The organism is Paraburkholderia monticola, from assembly GCF_001580545.1.
GTDB classification, from domain to species: Bacteria; Pseudomonadota; Gammaproteobacteria; order Burkholderiales; family Burkholderiaceae; genus Paraburkholderia; species Paraburkholderia monticola.
The window spans coordinates 164,717-185,099 of record NZ_LRBG01000038.1; the positions used below are offsets into that span (position 1 = coordinate 164,717).

15 protein-coding genes and 1 pseudogene are annotated in these 20,383 nt (G+C 65.5%); 13 read left to right on the plus strand and 3 right to left on the minus strand.

Going from position 1 to position 20,383, the window contains the following annotated elements; genetic code table 11:
- Positions 1-11 precede the first annotated feature (11 nt).
- The 11 genes and pseudogenes from CI15_RS28210 (at position 12) to CI15_RS28260 (ending at position 15,066) form a co-directional block, all read left to right on the plus strand.
- Positions 12-3,230, plus strand: a complete 3,219-nt coding sequence (locus CI15_RS28210; protein ID WP_062134617.1) for an efflux RND transporter permease subunit — start codon at positions 12-14, stop codon at positions 3,228-3,230.
- Between the two features lies 1 nt (position 3,231).
- Entirely contained in the window at positions 3,232-4,749 is a 1,518-nt protein-coding gene (locus CI15_RS28215; RefSeq protein ID WP_062134621.1) for an efflux transporter outer membrane subunit, read from the plus strand.
- The gene (locus tag CI15_RS28220) at positions 4,746-6,026 is read left to right on the plus strand and encodes a paraquat-inducible protein A (protein WP_062134624.1); all 1,281 of its coding nucleotides are present in this window, start codon (positions 4,746-4,748) and stop codon (positions 6,024-6,026) included. Before CI15_RS28215 ends, CI15_RS28220 begins: the two co-directional genes overlap by 4 nt.
- Positions 6,010-7,623: a PqiB family protein gene (locus tag CI15_RS28225; RefSeq protein ID WP_062134627.1), complete on the plus strand. Its 1,614-nt coding sequence runs from the start codon at positions 6,010-6,012 to the stop codon at positions 7,621-7,623. Before CI15_RS28220 ends, CI15_RS28225 begins: the two co-directional genes overlap by 17 nt.
- Positions 7,620-8,234: a PqiC family protein gene (locus tag CI15_RS28230; protein WP_062134629.1), complete on the plus strand. Its 615-nt coding sequence runs from the start codon at positions 7,620-7,622 to the stop codon at positions 8,232-8,234. The genes CI15_RS28225 and CI15_RS28230 overlap by 4 nt, the downstream gene beginning before the upstream one ends.
- Before the next feature lie 178 nt (positions 8,235-8,412).
- Positions 8,413-10,749: a DUF3141 domain-containing protein gene (locus CI15_RS28235; protein ID WP_062134631.1), complete on the plus strand. Its 2,337-nt coding sequence runs from the start codon at positions 8,413-8,415 to the stop codon at positions 10,747-10,749.
- Between the two features lie 69 nt (positions 10,750-10,818).
- Positions 10,819-11,775: pseudogene (locus tag CI15_RS28240) on the plus strand (phosphate acetyltransferase); the annotation flags it as partial.
- A gap of 4 nt (positions 11,776-11,779) precedes the next feature.
- The gene (locus CI15_RS28245; RefSeq protein ID WP_062134635.1) at positions 11,780-12,952 is read left to right on the plus strand and encodes an acetate/propionate family kinase; all 1,173 of its coding nucleotides are present in this window, start codon (positions 11,780-11,782) and stop codon (positions 12,950-12,952) included.
- Positions 12,953-12,969: 17 nt separating this feature from the next.
- Complete coding sequence (fabI, locus tag CI15_RS28250; RefSeq protein WP_062134637.1) at positions 12,970-13,752, plus strand: enoyl-ACP reductase FabI; 783 nt, start codon at positions 12,970-12,972, stop codon at positions 13,750-13,752.
- Between the two features lie 20 nt (positions 13,753-13,772).
- Positions 13,773-14,030, plus strand: coding sequence for an RNA recognition motif domain-containing protein (locus CI15_RS28255; RefSeq protein ID WP_062134639.1), 258 nt, complete (start codon positions 13,773-13,775; stop codon positions 14,028-14,030).
- Positions 14,031-14,049: 19 nt separating this feature from the next.
- Positions 14,050-15,066: a hypothetical protein gene (locus tag CI15_RS28260; RefSeq protein ID WP_062134641.1), complete on the plus strand. Its 1,017-nt coding sequence runs from the start codon at positions 14,050-14,052 to the stop codon at positions 15,064-15,066.
- 22 nt (positions 15,067-15,088) lie between these two features.
- On the opposite strand, the gene ydiK is transcribed toward CI15_RS28260, so the two are convergent.
- From ydiK to CI15_RS28275, 3 genes are all read right to left on the minus strand, one after another.
- A complete protein-coding gene (ydiK, locus tag CI15_RS28265) occupies positions 15,089-16,288 on the minus strand; it encodes an AI-2E family transporter YdiK (RefSeq protein ID WP_063910588.1) in 1,200 nt (399 codons plus the stop codon).
- A 72-nt stretch (positions 16,289-16,360) separates the two neighbouring features.
- Positions 16,361-16,948: a hypothetical protein gene (locus CI15_RS28270; protein ID WP_062134644.1), complete on the minus strand. Its 588-nt coding sequence runs from the start codon at positions 16,946-16,948 to the stop codon at positions 16,361-16,363.
- Between the two features lie 91 nt (positions 16,949-17,039).
- The gene (locus CI15_RS28275; RefSeq protein WP_082814325.1) at positions 17,040-17,513 is read right to left on the minus strand and encodes a glycine zipper family protein; all 474 of its coding nucleotides are present in this window, start codon (positions 17,511-17,513) and stop codon (positions 17,040-17,042) included.
- 349 nt (positions 17,514-17,862) lie between these two features.
- On the opposite strand from CI15_RS28275, the gene CI15_RS38125 reads away from it, so the two are divergent.
- Positions 17,863-19,356 (plus strand): DUF3300 domain-containing protein, encoded by a 1,494-nt coding sequence (locus tag CI15_RS38125; RefSeq protein ID WP_063910589.1) that lies wholly within the window; start codon positions 17,863-17,865, stop codon positions 19,354-19,356.
- A gap of 9 nt (positions 19,357-19,365) precedes the next feature.
- A complete protein-coding gene (locus CI15_RS28285) occupies positions 19,366-20,325 on the plus strand; it encodes a DUF2950 domain-containing protein (protein WP_062134646.1) in 960 nt (319 codons plus the stop codon).
- Positions 20,326-20,383 lie beyond the last annotated feature (58 nt).

Genomic DNA, 20,383 nt, shown 5'->3' on the forward strand with positions numbered 1-20,383 from the left:
GGGGCGACTCGATGAACATCTCGCACTTCTGCATCGACCGGCCGATCTTCGCGTCCGTCATCTCGATCGTGATCACGCTGGGCGGCGCGTTGACGTTGTTTTCGCTGCCCATCGCACAGTATCCGGACGTCACACCGCCGCAGATCACGGTCTCCGCGACCTACCCGGGGGCCAGCGCGGACGTCGTTGCGAACAACGTGGCCGCGCCGATCGAGCAGCAGGTCAACGGCGCCGACAACATGATCTACATGTATTCGTCCGGCTCGTCGACCGGCAACTACACGCTCAACGCGTTCTTCGAGATCGGCACCAATCCGGAACTCGCCCAGGTCGACGTGCAGAACCGCGTGAACCTCGCGCTGCCGCAATTGCCGCAGCAGGTGCAGTCGCAGGGCGTGCAGGTCCAGAAGAAGTCGAACGCGTTCATGATGGTGATCGCGATCTACTCGCCGGACCAACGCTTCGATCCGACCTATATCGCGAACTATGCGAACGTCTACGTGCTGGACACGATCAAGCGGATTTCTGGTGCGAACCAGTCGGCGATTTTTGGTACTCCAGATTACGCAATGCGGATCTGGCTGAAGCCCGATCGCATGGCGCAGCTAGGCATCACCGCCGGCGACGTGCAGAACTCGGTGCGCGCGCAGAACGAGCAATTCGCGGTCGGCACCGTCGGCCAGGCGCCAACCGGCAACCCGGTCGAGCAGTCGTTCGCGGTGACGACCACCGGGCGGCTCGCGACGGCCGCCCAGTTCGACAACATCATCATCCGCGCAGCGAGCAACGGCGCGGCGATCGTGCGCCTGAAAGACATCGGCCGGGCCGAGCTGGGTCAGAAGAGCTATTCGAACCGCACCACCTACCAGGGCAAGCCTGCGACGATCATCGCGGTGTACCAGCAGCCGGGCGCGAATGCGCTCGACGTGTCGAAGCAGGTACGCGCGACGCTCGCGGAGCTCAAGACCGCGTTTCCTGAAGGGCTCGACTACCAGATTGCGATGGACACGACGGATTTCACGCGTGCGTCGATCGCCGACGTGATCCACACCTTCTTCGAGGCGCTCGTGCTGGTGGTGATCGTCGTGTTCGTGTTCCTGCAGAGCCTGCGCGCGACGATCATTCCGGTGCTGGCGGTACCGGTGTCGATCGTCGGCACGGCAATGGGGATGGCGGCACTGGGCTTTTCGATCAACATGCTGACGTTGTTCGGGATGGTGCTCGCGATCGGTATCGTCGTGGACGACGCGATCGTCGTGATCGAGAACGTCGAGCGCAACATGACCGTCTTCAAGCTCAATCCGAAAGACGCGGCCAAGCGGGCGATGGACGAGGTGTCGGGCCCGGTCATCGCGATCGTGCTCGTCATGTGCGCCGTGTTCGTGCCGGTTGCGTTCCTCGGCGGGATCACCGGGCAGTTGTACAAGCAGTTCGCCATCACGATTGCGATCTCGGTGGTGTTCTCCGGCGTCGTGGCGCTCACGCTGTCCCCGGCGCTCGCCGCCATTCTGCTCAAGCCCACGCATCATGAGAAAAAGGGCTTCTTCCGGTGGTTCGACAGAAAGTTCGAGCAGATGACGGCCGGCTACGGGCGCGCCATCGAGTTCATGATCAGGCGTTACGTGGTGGGGCTCATCGTTTTCGGTGTCATGATCGCGCTCGCGGTCATGATGGGGAGGTCGATCCCCGGCGCCTTTCTGCCGCCCGAGGACCAGGGCTATCTGCTTGGCGCGATCATCATGCCCGACGCGGCGAGTCTCGACCGTACCGCGGCGGTGGGCGACAAGGTCACCGACTATTTCATGAAGCAGGCCGCGGTCAGCAGCATCACGATCGTGAACGGCTTCAGCCTGCTCGACAGTCAGAACAAGAATAACGCGGGCACGTTCTTCGTCGGCCTGAGAGATTTCGACGAACGGTACAAGTTCTCGAACATCAGGGAGCAAAACGCGCGCGCCGTGCTGATCAAGGCTTACGAGAATTTCGCGAAGATTCAGGAGGGCCTCGTCATCCCGGTGAATCCGCCGGCCATTCCAGGCCTGGGTACGACGGGCGGCAGCGAGATGTGGATCGAGAGCCACGGCGACGGTTCTATCCAGCAGCTCGCGGGAGTCGTGCAGGACTTCATGACGAAGGCGAGGGCGCGCCCCGAACTCACCGGTGTGACCTCGACGTTCAACGCAAGCTCGCAGCAGTTGCTCGTGAACGTCGATCGCGACCAGGCGGAAACGCTCGGCGTGCCGGTCGAAGAGGTGTACAGCGCGATGCAGACGATGTTCGGCTCGCTTTACGTGTCGCAGTTCAACAAGGACGCGCGGCTCTGGCAGGTGATCGTTCAGGCCGATCCGCGCTACCGGCTCACGCCTACCGACCTCGACCAGATTTACGTGCGGAGCCGCTCGAACAACATGGTGCCGATCAAGGCGGTGATGAGTTACAAGTACGTCACGGGGGCCGACCTGATCACACGCTTCAACAATTTCCCGGCCGTGAAGATTACGGCGAACGCGGCACCGGGCTTCAGCTCGGGCCAGGTGATCGGGACCTTGAAGGAGCTCGCCGCGCAGATGCCGCCCGGCTACGCCGTCGGGTGGAGCGGTGAGGCGTTCGAAGAGATCAAGTCGGGCTCGACCGGCAACCTCGTGTTCGTGTTCGGGATCATCATGGTGTTCCTGATTCTCGCCGCGCAATACGAGAAGTGGTCGCTGCCATTCGGCGTGCTGATGGCGGTGCCGTTCGCCCTGTTCGGCGCGCTGCTCGCGATCCTGTTGCGCGGCCTGAACAACGACGTGTACTTCCAGATCGGGCTGACCATGCTGGTCGCGCTCGCGGCGAAGAACGCGATTCTGATCTTCGAGTTCGCGGTGCTCAACCGGGAGGAAGGCAAGACGCCGTACGACTCGGCGCTGACCGCCGCGAAAGAGCGCCTGCGGCCGATCGTGATGACGTCGCTTGCGTTCATCCTCGGCTGTGTGCCGCTCGCCATCGCGGTGGGCGCCTCGCAGAACAGCCGCCATTCGATCGGCACAGGCGTGATCGGCGGGATGCTGGGTGCGACCGCGATCGCCGTGTTTTTCATTCCGATGTTCTACTGGGGGATCGAGTCGCTTGGCTCGCGCAAGGGTGGCGGCAAGGAAACCCCCGCGCCGGGCAGCGGAACGCCGCCGCCCGCGTCCGGCGGCTCTGGCTCGGCCACCGCCAAGCCGTCCGCGCGGCATGAGGACGACTGACATGCGTGCCGCGGCCATCGCGCGCGTCGCCGCGCCAGTCCTGCTCACCGGCTTGCTGAGCGGCTGTCTGCTCGGCCCCAACTACGAGCGCCCGAAAGTGGACGTGCCGGCAACGTACCGGTTTGCGTACTCGGATGTGGCCGATGTCGCCAACACCACGTGGTGGGAGCAGTTCGACGACCCGGTGCTGAACGACCTGGTGAAGACCGCGCTCGAGAACAACCTCAACGTGAAGCAGGCGGCCGCGCGTGTCGACGAGTTCATGGGTCAGTTCGTGAGCACGCGTTCGGCACTGTTCCCGCAGGCGAGCGCCGGTTTCAGCGCGGCCCGCGAACGCGCATCGCAGAACGGGCCGACGCCGATACCGGCCGGCGTCTCGCCGGTCTTCAACGAGTTCCAGCCGAACCTGTCGGCGTTCTGGACCATCGACCTGTTTGGCCAGGTGCGGCGCGAAACCGAGGCGGCACGTGCCAACGCGAACGCGGCCGAACAGAGCCGCCGCGCGACGATCCTGACGCTCGTCGCATCGGTCGCATCGTCGTATATCACGCTGCGCAGCCTCGACGCGCAACTCGAAATTGCCAAGAGCACGACGGAGAGTCGCGCCGATTCCGTGCATGTGTTCACGCTGCGCCAGCAGTTCGGCCAGACCTCGGATATGGAACTTGCGCAGAGCCAGTCCGACTATGCGGCGACGAAGGCGACCATCCCGCAATTCGAGCAGCAGATCGCGCAGCAGGAAGACGCGCTTGCGGTGCTGCTCGGCAGCAATCCGGAGCCGATCCTGCGCGGCCGCGCGCTGGTGGATCTCTCGACGCCAGCCGTGCCTGCGGGCATGCCGTCGGACCTGCTCGAACGCCGGCCCGACCTGCTGCAGGCCGAGCAGAATCTGGTCGCGCAAAATGCGCTGATCGGCGCGGCGCGCGCGCTGTATTTTCCGCAAATTTCGCTCACCGGGCTGTTCGGATCTGTGAGCACGCAGTTCTCCAGTCTCTTCACCGGACCTGCGCGGGTATGGGAGTTCGCCGGCTCGGCAACGCTGCCGCTCTTTACGGGCGGCAATATCTACGGTCAGAACAAGCAGGCCGACGCGCGTCAGCAGGAGGCGCTGTTCGCCTACGGAAATGCGATCAAGGTTGCGTTCCAGCAGGTCGACGACGCGTTGATCTCGGTGCAGAAGTCGCGCGAGCAGCTCGAGATTCTGAACGATCAGGTCACCTCGCTGCGCAAGTATCTGCGGCTCGCGCGGCTGCGCTACGAGGGCGGCTACACGAGCTTCCTGGAAGTGCTGGATGCCGAGCGCAATCTGTTCAGCGCGGAACTGCAGCAAACGCAGATCCGGGCCGCGACGCTGACGAACCTCGTCAACCTCTACATGGCGATGGGCGGCGGCTGGGTGACCGAAGCGGAAAAACTGACGGTGCCTTCACCCGCGTCGCAACCGGCGCCGGCGATGGCGCCGGTCTCGCAGAACGCGCCCGCGCCGGGCGCACCTGCGGCCGCGGGGGAGGCGCGATGACGCGCAACGAGCTCATCGCCTGCGAACAATGCGACCTGCTGCAGCTCGGCGCGCCGCCCGCCGCCGGCAATGCGTTGCGCTGCCGGCGTTGCCGCGCGGAGCTCAGACGAGGTCACTCGAACGGGCCCGAGTACGCGCTCGCCTTCACATGCGCGTCCCTGGTGCTGCTGGTGATCTCGAACGTGTTTCCAATCGTCGGTCTGGCGCTGAACGGTCATGTCGTGAACACCACGCTCGCGGGTGCGGTCCGCATGCTGTACGAGTTCGGAACGTGGCCGCTCGCGTTGCTGGTCGGCCTCACCACGATCGTCATGCCGGTGCTGCAGACCCTGGCGATGCTCTGGCTGCTACTGCCGATGCACTTCGGGCGCGTGCCGTGGCGCGCGGCCGAGGGCTTTCGTATTTTTCAGCTGGCGCGGCCCTGGGGCATGACCGAGGTGCTGATCCTCGGTCTGCTGGTCGCGCTGGTCAAGCTCGCGCATATCGCGAAGGTGGTGCCGGGCACCGCGCTATGGTCGTTCGTCGCGCTGATGCTGCTGCTCGCGGCCGCGGCGGCGACGTTCGATCCGCACGAGGTGTGGACGCGTATCACGGCAAAGCGTGGCGCGCACGCATGGCAATTGCCGCCGATCCGCGTGCGCCACAACGCCGTCACGGCATCCGCCTACGGGCTCGCGCTGTGCGAGGAATGCGGACTGCTGGTCAAGCAGCCCGGCGGCGCCGGCCACCATGTCTGTCCGCGCTGCAAGACGCGGTTGCATCAGCGCAAGCCGGCGAGCCTGTCGCGGACCTGGGCGTTTCTGGTGGCGGCGATGGTCCTCTACATTCCGGCGAACCTGCTGCCCGTGATGGACACGAGTTCGCTGTTCGGCACCCAGAAGGACACGATCATGAGCGGCGTGGTCTATCTGTGGGTGTCCGGCTCGTGGCCGCTTGCGCTGCTCGTGTTCATCGCGAGCATCGCCGTGCCGATGCTGAAAATTATCGGCCTCGCGTATCTCACGCTGTCCACGCAGCTTCGTTCGCAATGGCTACTGGGGCAGCGCACGCGGATCTATCGCGCGATCGAACTGGTCGGGCGCTGGTCGATGCTCGACATCTATGTGATCACCATGCTGGTCGCGCTGGTGCAGTTTCAGGCGCTGGCGACGATCAAGGCGGGCCCGGCGTCGATCGCGTTCGGCGCGGTCGTCGTGCTGACGCTGTTCGCCGCGATGTCGTTCGATCCGCGCCTGATGTGGGACGCTTTGGAGACAAACCGTGTCCACTCCGAATGAAGATCCCGATCTGCCTGCGGCGGAGCCGGTGCCGCGCTCGCGTTGGCGGATGCAACTGGTCTGGCTGGTGCCGATCGTCGCGATACTGATCGGCGGCTGGCTGGCGGTAAAGGCAGTGATGGAGCGCGGCGAGCAGATCACCATCACTTTCATGACGGGTGACGGTCTCGAAGCCGGCAAGACCAAGCTCAAGTTCAAGGACGTCGATATCGGCGTGGTCGAGGCGGTCTCGCTGACGCCGGACCACAAGCGCGTGGTGGCCAAGGCTGAAGTCACGCGCGACGTGTCGGACCTGCTCGTCGACAACACGCGCTTCTGGGTCGTGCGTCCGCGCATTTCGGGCGGCACGGTGTCGGGACTCGGCACGCTGTTGTCGGGCTCGTATATCGACGTCGATGTCGGTAATTCGGAGAAAGCGCGCCGCAGTTTCGTCGGCCTCGAGGAGCCGCCGGTGATCGCGAGCGACATACCGGGGCACGAATACACGCTGCATGGAGTAGGCCTCGGCTCGCTCGACGCGGGTACGCCCATCTTTTTCCGCAGAATTCAGGTGGGCCAGGTAGCGTCGTACAAGTTGGACCCCGACGGCCGCGGCGTCACCGTGAAGGTCTTCGTCAACGCGCCTTACGACCGCTTCGTGAAAACCGACACGCGCTTCTGGCATGCAAGCGGTGTCGACATGTCGTTAGACAGCAGTGGCGTGCGCGTCCAATCACAGTCGATCGTGTCGATCATCATCGGGGGAGTCGCATTCGAATCGCCGCCCGATTCGCAAGTGGAGACGAGCGCCGATTCCAACACCCCATTCGAGCTGTACGGAACGCGCGACGAAGCCATGAAGATGCACGATCGCCTCATCGACAAGTACGTGATCAATTTCACGGATTCCGTGCGCGGTCTGACCGTTGGCGCACCGGTCGATTTCCGAGGTATCGAGGTCGGCGAAGTGACGGCGATCTATACGCGCTTCGATCCGGTCAAACGCCGTTTCAGCACTCCCGTCGAGATCAATCTTTATCCGGAGCGCTTCACGTCGCGTTATGAGAACGACGGCGCCGGCGGCCGGGTCACCACCGACCGGCGCGGTCTCGCGAACTACCTCGTCGCGAACGGCTTCCGCTTCCAGCTCAGAAGCGGCAATGTGCTGACCGGCCAGCAGTATGTCGCGGTGGACGTTTTCCCGGACGCAGCGAAGGCGACGATCGACTGGAGCAAGACGCCGCCCGAAATGCCGGCAGTCCCGCGCGCCCTGCAATCGCTGCAGGACTCGGTCACGCGTTTGCTGACCAGGCTCAACAGCATACCCTTCCAGGACATCGGCAACGACGCGCGCTCGACGCTGCGCACGACCAACGCGATGATCGCGCAGTTGAACACACAAGTCGTGCCGAAAGCGAGCAACACGCTACAGTCCGCGCAAACCACGCTCGATTCCGCGAATGCGGCGCTACAGCCTGACTCGTCGCTCCAGCAATCGACGGAGGACGCGATGCGTGAGCTGACTCGCACAGCGGTCTCGTTGCGCACGCTGGCCGACTATTTGTCGCAGCATCCGGAATCGCTCGTGCGCGGCAAGTCGGAGGAAAAGAAGCCATGAGAGATACGATGGCCTCCCGCTTTCTAGCCCGCTTCGCGGCCGTGCTGATGGTAGCGCTCGCCGGCGCCTTGCTCGGCGCCTGCAAGTCGCCACCGACGAACTTCTACACGCTGAGCCCCGACGAATCGCTGAGCAGCACCGGCGCGAGCCGGCCGATCGCCGCGGTGATCGGTCCGGTCACGATACCCGGGGTGGTGGACCGGCCGCAGATCGTCACGCGCATCGGCGACAACGAGGTCGCGGTCAACGAATTCGACCAATGGGCGCAGCCGCTCGGTGGCGGCATCGGCCGCGTGATTGCGGCCGACCTCGGCGTGCTGCTGAACTCGCAGCAGATTTCGGTGTTCGATGCGGTGCGCGATCCGGCCGTCGTCTGGCACGTGCGGATCGACGTGATGCGCTTCGAGTCCGTGCCGGGGCGCGACGTCACCGTCGACGTGATCTGGGCCGTGCGTGCGCCGGGCAAGGGGCGCACCGTCACCGGCCGCTCGGTCGCGCGCGAGACCGTGTCCGGTCCCGGCATCGAGCCGCTCATCGCCGCTCACGATCGCGCACTCGCTTCAGTGAGTCGCGACATCGCCGCCGCGGTGCAGGCAAATCCTGTTCGGTGACGCGTCCCATTGAGTTATGTCAACGTTCACAGCGCACGACCCCGCGCGCTGCGCCGGGCCGCGCGCATAATAAGACTTTGGTCCGATTGCGGGAGGCCGGGGCCAACTCCACGATTCAATCGATGCACGGCACGCGCCTCGGCAGCGATCGTGACGCGCACCTTTCAGGAGTCGCCCGATGGACGCTGAAACGCTGTTGTCACAAAGCCAGGATATCGCCTCGAAAATCTCCCACGTGCTGCAAAAGCGCACGCAAATCGCCCAGCGGCATCTGAACGAACGGGTTTCCGAAACGCTGGGGCTCGATCACAACGACAGCGTGCCAGTCAGCTCGGCGGCCGCGCCGTTCAATCCGCTGAATGCATGGCAATACACCGTGGACACCATGCAGCGCTCACTGCTGTTCTGGGACACGCTGTACAAGCGCGGCAACGAGTTCGTCGAACGCAGCGCCGCCGGTCCCACGCCGGTGCTGCATTTCGAATACGACATGCTGGTCGATGGCCGCACCTTCGAGCGGCCCGTCAACTACGCGCTGCTGCAACTGCGTCCGCTCGAAGGCGTGGGCGTCGACGTGCGCAAACGCCCGTATCTGATCATCGATCCGCGCGCGGGGCACGGCCCCGGCATCGGCGGCTTCAAAGACGATTCGCAGGCGGGTATCGCGCTGCGCGCGGGCTATCCCGTCTACTTCGTCGTGTTCTTTCGCGATCCGGAGCCCGGTCAGACCATGCTCGACGTGTGCAACGCCGAGCAACTCTTCGTGCGCAAGGTGCGCTCGCTCCATCCCGACAGTCCGAAGCCCGCGATCATCGGCAATTGCCAGGGCGGCTGGGCGGCGATGATGCTCGCGAGTTCCGACCCCGACGACACCGGTCCGATCGTCATCAACGGTGCGCCGATGTCGTACTGGGGCGGCGCCTGGAGCGAAGGCGGGGGCGACAACCCGATGCGCTACTCGGGCGGCATGCTGGGCGGCACGTGGCTCGCGTCGTACGCGGCGGATCTCGGCAACGGCAAGTTCGACGGCGCGTATCTGGTGGAGAACTTCGAGAACCTGAACCCCGCCAACACGTTCTGGGACAAGTATTACCACCTGTTCTCGAACATCGACACCGAGCCGCCGCGCTTTCTGGAATTCGAGCGCTGGTGGGGCAGCTATTACCTGATGAATCGGGAAGAAATCGAATGGATCACGCGCAATCTGTTCGTCGGCAACAAGCTGTGGTCGGGCGGTGTGACGAACAGCAGCGGCCAGAGTTTCGATCTGCGTGAAATCCGCTCGCCGATCGTCCTGTTCGCGTCGATGGGCGACAACATCACGCCGCCGCAGCAGGCTTTCAACTGGGTGGCCGACCTCTACGGCAGCACCGAGGAGATCAAGGCGCGCGGTCAGGTGATCGTCGGCCTGACGCACGAGAACATCGGTCACCTCGGCATTTTCGTGTCCGGCAAAGTCGCGCGAAAGGAGCACAAGCAGATCGTCTCCGTGCTCGAGACCATCGAAACGTTTCCGCCCGGGCTCTATGGCATGAGCATCAACGAGGTCAGGAACGCGGCCGGCGAGGTCGAATACGAAGTGGATTTTCACGAGCGGCGGCTCGAGGAGATCGCCGCGCATTACAACCGCTTCGGCCGCGTCGACGAAAAGCCGTTCGAAGCGGTCGCCGCGGTGTCCAACCTGAATCAGCGCATGTATGAACTGCTCGCGCAGCCGTTCGTGCAAGCGATGTCGAACGAGACGAGCGCGCGCATGCTGCGCCAGTTTCATCCGCTGCGCTGGCAGCGCTGGGCGGTCTCCGCGATGAACCCCTGGTTGGGCTGGCTGCCGGCGGCCGCGCAGTCGGTGCGCGACAATCGTCAGCGCGCCAGCGTGGACAACCCGTGGAGCAAGCTCGAACACAACGGCTCGGAAATGCTCAGCGCGTCGCTCGACTATTACCGCGCGATGCGCGACGCGGGAACCGAGGCCAGCTTCTTCAGCGTGTACGCGAATCTGTATGCGACGTTCCTCGGCAAAGCGTCCGCCGACGGCTTGCCCGCGCCAGCCGGCGCGGTCAATCCGCGCGAGTTGCCGTTCGTGCGCACGGCCTTGCAGGCGATCGGCGAGGGTGGCTACACCGAGGCGCTCGCGCGCGCGGCCTTCCTGCTGTCGCACAAGGGCGCGTCGTTGCCGCTCGCGCGCTTCGAGCTGCGTAAGGAGATCGCTGAGAGCTACGCGCAGTACCTGCCCGACATCGCCTCCGATCACTGGCGGCGCATTCGCGGCGAGCAGGAAATCATCGTCAGCTTCGAACCGGACGAGGCGATTGCCACGCTGCCGAAACTGCTCGAACACAGCGAGGACCGCGCCCGCTTCCTGGAACTGCTCGACAAGCTGATCGTCGACGAGCGCGTGTTGAATTCCGCACCCGACGCCGCGCAAAAGGAGGCCTACGAACGCATCCGCGCGGTGCTGGCGCCGCGCGAGAGCCGCAAACGCCCCGCGCGTTTGCCGGCTGGGACGCGCGCGTGAGCGAGCGGCGCGGCGCGCGGCCGGACGTCGGCGCGACGCGCCCGTTGGCACGGCGCAACCCGACACGTCGTACACACGAGGAATATATCGATGGAAAAGCACGCGAAGTACCGGCGTCTGATCGAATACTGCCAGACGCTGCCGGCGTTGCCGACCGCGGTCGCGCATCCGTGTGACCAGAGTTCGCTGAAGGGCGCGGTCGAAGCGGCCGGGATGGGATTGATCGCGCCGGTGCTGGTCGGGCCGCGCGCGCGCATCGAAGCGATTGCCGCTGAACACGGCATCGACATCTCGGCGTTCGAGATCGTCGACGCGCCGCATAGCCATGCGTCCGCCGCCGCCGCCGTGCAACTGGTGCGCGAAGGCAAGGCCGAGGCCTTGATGAAGGGCAGCCTGCACACGGACGAACTGATGGCCGAGGTGATTCGCCGCGACACCGGCCTGCGCAGCGCGCGGCGTATCAGCCATTGCTTCGTGATGGACGTACCCGCGTACGACCAGGCGCTGATCATCACCGATGCCGCGGTCAACATCGCGCCGACGCTCGAAGAGAAAGTCGACATCCTGCAGAACGCGATCGACCTTGGGCACGCGCTGGGGGTGGACGAAGTGCGCGTGGCGATTTTGTCTGCTACCGAGAGCGTCAATCCGAAGATCCCATCGACGGTGGAAGCGGCGGCGCTGTGCAAGATGGTGGACCGCGGGCAGATTACCGGCGGGCTCGTCGACGGTCCGCTCGCGCTCGACAACGCGATCGACATCGAAGCGACCCGCATCAAGCACATCGAGTCGCGGGTCGCCGGGCGCGCCAACGTGTTGCTGGTGCCGGATCTCGAAGCGGGCAACATGCTCGCGAAAAGCCTGTCGTTTCTGGCCGGCGCGGACTCGGCGGGCATCGTGCTCGGCGCGCGCGTGCCGATCATTTTGACGAGCCGCGCGGATTCGCTGACGTCGCGTCTCGCGTCGTGCGCGGTCGCCGCGCTGGTGGCGAAGGCGCGGCGCGAAGCCGGCAAGGTGCTCGGGTGACGTCATGGCGGATGTGATCCTCGTATTGAACGCGGGTTCGTCGAGCCTCAAGTTCAGCGTCTTCGACGCGCAACACGCGCAACTCGAGCTGATTCTGCACGGGCAGATCGAAGGGCTCTACACGAGCCCGCGTTTTCGCGCGACCGACCGCCACGGCGCGGCCAGCTCGCACGAGTGGGGCGACGGCCACCAGCTCGGCCATCAGGGCGCGATCGAATATCTGGGCGGCTTTCTGCGCGATCACGGCGACGGCCATCAGCTGAAGGCGGTCGGGCATCGCGTCGTGCACGGCGGCCAGCGCTTTACCGGCCCCGTGATCGCGACCCCCGAAGTGCTCGCCGAACTGGACGGCCTGAGCCCGCTCGCGCCGTTGCATCAGCCGCATAACCTGAAGCCGATCCGCATCCTCGCGCAACTGCGTCCCGACCTGCCCCAGGTCGCGTGCTTCGACACCACGTTTCATCGCACGCAAACGGAGATCGCGCAGGCCTATGCGCTGCCCGCGTCGATTACCGGGCGCGGTGTGCAGCGCTACGGTTTTCATGGGCTCTCGTACGAATACGTCGCGAGCGTGCTGCCGGACATCGCGCCGGCCGCGGCCGCGGGGCGCACCGTGGTCGCGCATCTGGGCAACGGCGCGAGCATGTGCGCGATGGTCGCGGGCAAGAGCGTGGCCAGCACGATGGGCTTCACGGCGGTGGACGGCCTGCCGATGGGCACGCGCTGCGGCAGCCTCGATCCCGGCGTGCTTCTCTATCTGCTCGACGAACTGAAGATGGATTCGCAGACGATCGCGGACCTGATCTACAAAGGCTCGGGGTTGCTCGGTATGTCGGGCATCTCGGGCGACATGCGCGTGCTGCTCGACAGCGAGGACCCGCGCGCCCGCTTTGCCATCGACGTCTACACTTACCGCATCGGGCGCGAACTCGGCAGTCCGGCCGCGGCGATGCAAGGTCTCGACGCGGTGGTGCTGACCGCTGGCATCGGCGAGCATGCCGTCGCGATCCGCGAGCGGATCGTGCGCGACGCGGCGTGGCTCGGGGCCGAACTCGACGAAGATGCCAACCGGGCGGGTGGCCCGCTGATCAGCCGCGCTTCGAGCAAGGTGCCGGTGTGGGTCGTGCCGACCAACGAGGAATTGATGATCGCCCGCCATACGCGCGCGATTGCCTAGACCCAGGGAGCTTCACCATGCCGATCGAGCAACCGCGTTTGATTCTGCAAGGAGCGAAGGCCCTCGTGACCGGCATCGCCAACGAGCATTCGATCGCCTACGGCTGCGCAAAAGCGTTTCACGAACTCGGCGCGAGCGTTGCGCTCACCTACGCGAACGACAAGGCGAAACCTTATGTGGAGCCGATCGCCAACGCACTCGATGCCGAGCTCTTCATGCCGCTCGACGTCACCGGCGAGGACGAAATGGAGGCCGTTTTCGAGCGGATCGAGAAGACGTGGGGGCGCCTCGACATTCTGGTGCACGCCATTGCCTGGGCACCGAAAGCGGATCTGCATGGCGGCTTGTTGAACTCGTCGCGCGAAGGCTTCCTGAGCGCGATGGACATCTCCTGCCATTCGTTCGTGCGGATGGCACGCCTCGCCGCGCCGCTGATGAAAGAAGGCGGCACCATGCTGACGATGAGCTACTACGGCGCCGACAAGGTGGTGCCGAACTACAACGTGATGGGCCCCGTCAAGGCGGCGCTCGAAGCTTGCGCGCGCTATTTGGCGTTCGAGCTGGGGCCGCAGGGCGTGCGCGTGCACGCGATTTCGCCGGGGCCGCTGAAAACCCGCGCCGCTTCGGGCCTGAAGGATTTCGAGTTGCTGTTGAACGAGGCGATCGAGCGCGCGCCGCTCGGCGAACTGGTCGATATCACGGACGTCGGCTATACCTGCGCGTTTCTGGCTACGCCGTACGCGCGGCGGCTTTCCGGTTCCACCTTGTATATCGACGGCGGACTGAACATCGTCGCATAGGGTCTAAAGGAGCAAGCATCATGGCTGAACTGTATCTTGGAAACGTCGAGGAAAGTGTCTCCGACGAAGAGATCGGCGAGTTCCTGGTCCGGTATGGCTTCCCGCAGTACAGCTCGATCCAGCGGCTGCACGGCACGGGTTCACGGCCCGCCGCGGTGGTCGTCTTCGACGACGTGACCACGGACGGACTGCGCATTCTGCAAAACCGCATCCATAACCTGTTCTGGAAGAACCACACGATCGTCGCGCAACTGCTGCCGGAGCGCGACGAATCGTGACGGGCGACGGGAGCCGGGCATGGGTCTGCTGTCGTGGCTGACTAAGCGCGCTGCGCCCGAGGAGAGCGAAGATCCGCAGGCGAAGGCGATCGTCGAGCGGATCGTCGGGCTCTGTCCGTCGCTGCGGCTCGCGAACAACTACGCGTCGCGTCTGCTGCCCAACGTGCGGCACACGCTGGCCTATCTGGACCGGCTCGTCGATGAAGTGCCGCCCGCGCGCGAAGCGAACGCGGCGGCCTGGGCGTCGGATCCGTACATCCACGCCTTTTTCGCCACGCCCGACGAGGTCTGCGAGCCCTTTAACCGCTCGCAAGCGCTGAACGCGTTTTTCAGCGCTCATCCCGCCGCCGATGAAGCCTTCGCGGTGCTCGGCATGGCCATCGACGAGCGGCATATTTTCGGCGTCGGACAACATGGCGAGGCGACGCATACCGACATCGCGCAGACGACCATCAGCTTCAGCGATCACCAGGTGCGCGTGTGCGGCGAATCCGAAGCCGCCTTGCGGCGGGAAATCGTGTTGCGGATCGTCGATCAGCTCGTGCTCGAAGGCCTCGGGAAGATCGAGGCCGAGACCGCGCGGCAGGGCGAGCTGGAACGCGAACGGGCGCTCCTGAAAACACGGCTGGCGATTCTCGAACGCCAGGGGGCGGGCGTGCGCTCGCTGCTCGGCAGCGACGCGTCGTCGAACTATGCCGACGTGGCGCGGCTTCAGGAGCAGATCGAGGAGAACGATCAGGCGCTGGCGCAGTTGGGCCTGAAGACCGAAGCGTTGGAGCGGCATTTCGGTGTGATTTGCGACGTACTGGCCGCGCCCGATGCGCACTTCTACGTGCTGAAAAGCTCGTTCCGGCTCGATCGGATGAACGTCGTCGTCGAAGAGGGCAATACGCGGCCCGCGCACGACATAGAGTTTCGCCTCGCGCGTTTGCCGGCGAGTCCCGACGCGCTGCGGGTCTTCTCGACGGTGCGCTTCCGGCGCGCCGATTTCGCGCCGCCCGAGACCGATCTGGCGCTAGCGCACCGTTTGATCTGAGGCGAGCCGGGGTTTCGTGGCTTCACGACAGCGCGCCGCCGCCTCGGTCGGTTGGCTGCGCAGCGAGGCCGGCGCCAGGCGCGGCTCCCGCCGGGCCGGCCGGATCGTTTTGCGCCGATGGCCGGTTCGGCAGCGCGATCCATGCGAGCAGCAGATGATAGGTGACGGCGAGAATGACCGGGCCGATGAACAGGCCAGCCGGCCCCATCGCGATCAGGCCGCCGAGCACGCCCGTGAGAATCAGCACCATCGGCAGCGCGACGGCGCGGCGAATCAGGATCGGCCGCAGAACGTTGTCGAGCGCCGATACGCAGACGGCCCAGCCGAGCAGGATGATGGCCGTCAGCTGCGAGTCGTGCATGAAGAGCCAGAACACGCAGCCGAGCATCGGCAGCAGCGGGCCCAGTTGCACCAGACACATGACGAACATCAGCGCGCTCAATACCGCCGCGAACGGAATGCGCGCGAGCCAGATGCCCGCCGCGCCCATCGAAGCCTGCACCAGCGCGGTCACGACGACGCCAAGGGCGATTGCGCGGATCGACTGTCCGGTCAGATGCACGATCCCCGCGCCGTTGGCCGGCGCGACCCGCAAGGCCAGCGCGGTCACGAGTTCGACCGCGGCCTCGCCTTTGGCGTACAGCAGGCCGCACACGATGATCATCAGCACCAGATGCAGCGCGAACGCGCCGACGAGCCCCATCTGCACCAGCAGCCATTTCGCGACCACGGCGGCATACGGCTCGATCCTCGCGAGAATGCCGCCCGGTCCCGCCTCGGACAGTCGTTGCCATTCCCGCGTGAAGTGCTCGGTCAACGGTATGCCGGTCAGCCACTGCGGCGGCGACGGAAGCGAGTAGGTGGGCAGGCCTTTGACGAAATCCATGATCTCGTCGGCATGATCGGCAAGCGTGGACACCGCGCCATAGGTCGGAATGCAGATCACGACGATTTCGGCCAGCAGCATGATCGTCACGGCCAGCCAGCGCCGGCCGCCCAGTAACTGCTGGAGCTTCAGCATCAGCGGCCATGTGGTGGTGACGATCGTCGTGCCCCATATCAATGCGGGCACGAACGGATGCACGATGTAAAGGCTGCCGCCGATCAGCAATAGCAGCGCGCCCGCGGCCAGCAGGACTTGCGCGAGATCGACCGTGGGCCGGAGCAGTTGACGCGGTGCTTCGGGCGGAGGTTGCGGGGGGCGTTGGGCCGTGTCCGCCATCGTTTTTGGGGCTCCGCTCGATGGGTTCGCCGAGCTGATCGAAGGCTCATGCGCGCGGACTATGGGTGCCCGCTATTTGCCGGCGACGGGCTCCACCGAGATGGCCACCGCCTCGGTATAGACCGCTTTCATCTGATCGCCTTTCTTGATCCGTTTGAGCTGTTCGGGATCCTGCACGATCACGTCCACCGAATTGCCTTGCGGGCCTTTCAGCGTGACCACGCCGCTCTGGTGATTGACGGCGGTCACGTTCGCCATGATCGTGACTTCGCGCGAGGCCGAGCCGGCGGGCTTCGCGCCCGCCGGCGCGCGATCGAGCGTTTGCGTTTCGTTGGCGGTCAGCGGCGCGCCGCCTTTTTGCAGCGAGACGGTCAGAGCCTGCGAATACTCGGCCTTGACCATGTCGCCGACCTTGATCTGATCGAAGTTGCGGGCTTCCTCGCCGACCACGACCTGCACGACCTTGCCTTTCGGATCCTTGAGCCAGACGGTGCGCGTTTCCGGCTCGACGCCGACGACCGTCGAGGTCGTTTTGACCGTGTCCGACACGGTGACTTTGCCGGGCTCGCTCTTGACCGTGACCGGCGCTTCCGTCTGCGCGAACCCCGTATTCGCGAGGCACACGAGCGCCGCCGCGATGATGAGTTTGCCGTTTGTCATGCTGCTCTCCTTGAACGGGGCGAATCGATGCCCGCTCGCGCGCTCGATTGAGCGCTCAATTGACCGCTCAATTGACCGCTCAATTGACCGCTCAGTTGACTGTGTAACCGCGGCCCGACATGCACGCGGCGAAGGCGCGATTGAAGGTGTCCATCGAACCCTGCGTTTGTGCCTGCGACTGCGCCTGGGCCGCGCGCCGGTTCTGCCGCGCGCGCGATCCGCCGACCATCGTGCCGGTCGCGGCGCCGATCGCCGCGCCCTTGCCGGCATCGCCCGCGATCGCGCCGATGATCGCGCCGCCGGCCGCGCCGCGCGCGGCACCTTGCACGCGCTCGCCGCCTCCTACCGCGGGACCGGAAGGCGGGGGCGGCGCGTTGGCGACCATAGTCGGATCGATGCCGGTATTGTTCTTTGCCCACGCATAGCAGGCGCCTTCGTCCTGCTGTTGTTGCTGCGGGCTTTGCCCTTTGGCCGGATAGGCAATCGGCCTCGATTGAGCCATGCCGTCCAGCGATAGCGATGCGGCCAACGCGGCGACCACGAAGTATTTCGTCGATTTATTCACGACAGCTCCTTGCGTGAGCACACGCGGGTGCGAGTCGCCGGCTGCCTGTTTGCTCAGGCTCGAGGGCGCAACCGGCACCCGTGAATGGAAATTCTGGTGGGACCGGTTGCCGCGCGATGATTGCGCAGCAATGGCAGGTTCGCTTTCATCATGGCGTCGCGGGCGTCTCGCGCGCAATCGGACCAAGGTCGTATTTGCAATACCGTGGGTGGTTTCCAAACTGTAGTCATGCAACAGGTGCATGTGGTTTCCATTGCTTCGGAGAACTGTTTGTCAACCATGGCGACCGAGGATTGCCGCTCGGCATGGCAACCCGGGAAGCGGTGACGAAGCGCAAGGGGAAGCATCGATGGACCGTGATCCGCGTGCTCGGGCACGCATCATTCCGTTTGCAACGATGGCCGACCGGCGGTGGCGCGTGGGCCAGGTGCTGGGCGCCGCGCTTCTGGCGTGCTGCGGCGCGTTCTCCACTTCGTTGTCATTGGCGCAGGCGCCCGCCGCGAACAGCGCTGCGGACGCCGCCCCGAACGCTCCCATTCCCGCGGCGACGCTCGACCAGCTGGTCGGGCCGATCGCGCTGTATCCCGACGACCTGATCGCGATCATCCTCCCTGGCTCCACCTATCCACTGGAAATCGTCCAGGCCGACCGCTTTCTCGATCAGTACAAGAAGGACAAGTCGCTGAAGCTCAACGACGCGTGGCACGATCCGGTGAAGGCGCTGCTGAATTACCCCGACGTCGTCAAGAAGATGAGCACCGATCTCGACTGGACCACCGCTCTCGGCGAAGCCGTCGTGACCGATCAGGGTGCGGTGCTCGAAGCGATTCAGCGCTTCCGGCGGCAAACGCAGTCGGCGGGGCATCTGAAATCCGACGACAAGCAGGTGGTGGTCGTCGAGAAGGAAGTGATCAAGATCCAGCCGGCCGATCCGCAGGTGATCTACGTTCCGCAGTACAACCCGCAGACCGTCGTCGTGGCCAGTGCGCCCGTGACCTATGCGTACGCGCCCACGCCGTATCCGGCCTATTACTATCCGTACGCGCCGGGCGCCGCGCTCGCGACGGGGCTGATCTGGGGCGCGGCGATGGGCGCCGCCTGGAGCGGCGGGCACTATGTCGCGCATTACGGGGGCGGCGGCAACAACAACATCAATATCAACCGCGAAACCAACATCGATCGCGGCGACCGGAACGTCGAGCGAGGCGGCAGGAACGTCGAGCGCGGCAACATCAACACGGGCGACATCAACCGTGGCGGCGGTCGCGGGCAAGGAGGGGGCACCTCGGCGTGGACCCCGGACAAGAAGCCCGGCCAGGTCAGCGGTGTCGGGGACCGCTCGGGGCGCACGCAACGGGTCGGCGATCCGCCCTCGCGCGGCGGCGGCGCGGGTGGGGGCGGCGGCTTCGCAGGTGGCAATCGCGGCGGTGCGGGTGGCGGTGCGGGTGGCGGTGCGACCGCCGGCAACCTCGGAGGCCGGGGCACCGGCGGGGGCGGCGGGGCAGCAAACTTCGCGGGTGGCGGCGCGGGCGGGCAAGGGCGCCCGCAGGCGAGCCAGCGACCGACGGCCTCGGCGGGCACCCGGGAAGCGAGTCCGCGCGCGGCGCAATCGCGTGGCGGCGAAGCGTTCAGCGGCTACGGCTCGGCGCGCGACGCGCAGGCCAACAGCGCACGCGGCGCGGCGAGCCGTCAATCGGCGTCGTCGCATGGCGGATTTTCCGGCGGTGGCGCGCGCGGCGGCGGTGGCGGCGGATTTTCCGGCGGCGGCGGCGGGCGTGGCGGCGGTGGTGGTTTCACGCCGCGGGCTGGCGGTGGCGGCCGCGGCGGCGGCGGACGGCGATAAGGAGCAGTCATGAGCGGGCAGAGCATCACCGGAAAGCGCGCACGCGACGATTCGCGGCGACGCGTCGCGTCATCGTGCCGACTTTGCGCGATGGTGCTCGCGCTGTCGGTTCCGTTGGCCGCGCTCGCCGAAGGACAGCGCACGTTCGCCACCCCGGAAGATGCGGTCGCCGCGCTGTCCACCGCACTGAAGACCGACGACGAAGCGTCGCTCGTCGCCATCTTCGGCGACCAGCACAAGAGCCTCGTGGTGTCGCCGGATCAGGCGGAGAACGAGGCGAACTGGGCCAAGGCGAGCAAGGAGCTCGAAGCCTATCGCGTGCTCGACGATCGGGGCCCGGACAAGCGGATTCTGCTGGTCGGCGACGAGGCGTGGCCGATGCCGATACCGATCGTGAAAGAGGGCGGCAGCTGGCGCTTCGCCACGGAGCAGGGCGAAGAAGAAATGATCAATCGCCGGATCGGCTCCAACGAGAACGAAGCGATCAAGGTGCTGGAGGCTTATATCGACGCGCAGCGTCAATACGCGTCGCGCGACCGGAACACCGACGGCCTGCTCGAATACGCGCAAAAACTGGCCAGCACGCCGGGCAAGCATGACGGCCTCTATTGGCACACCGACGAAGACAGCAACGAGGAGGAGAGTCCGTTCGGTCCGCTCGTCGCCGCCAGCTCCGAATATCTGAAAGGTCACGGGACGGGCGATCCGTTCCGGGGCTACGAGTTCCGCATTCTGACGCGGCAGGGCAAGAGCGCGCCGGGCGGCGCGTTCAGCTACGTGATCAACGGGCACATGATCGCGGGATTCGCGATGGTCGCTTCTCCAGCGCAGTACGGCACGAGCGGCGTGATGACCTTCGTGGTCAGCAACAACGGCGTGATCTACCAGAAGGACCGTGGCGCCCATGCGCCGCCCATCACCGAGTTCAATCCGGATCACACGTGGCAGCGCGTCAAGGAGCCGCTCTGAGCGGCCGCGGGTTGCCCTGAGGCCATTGCCGCACAGCGCGCCCGTGTTTCCGTCAAGT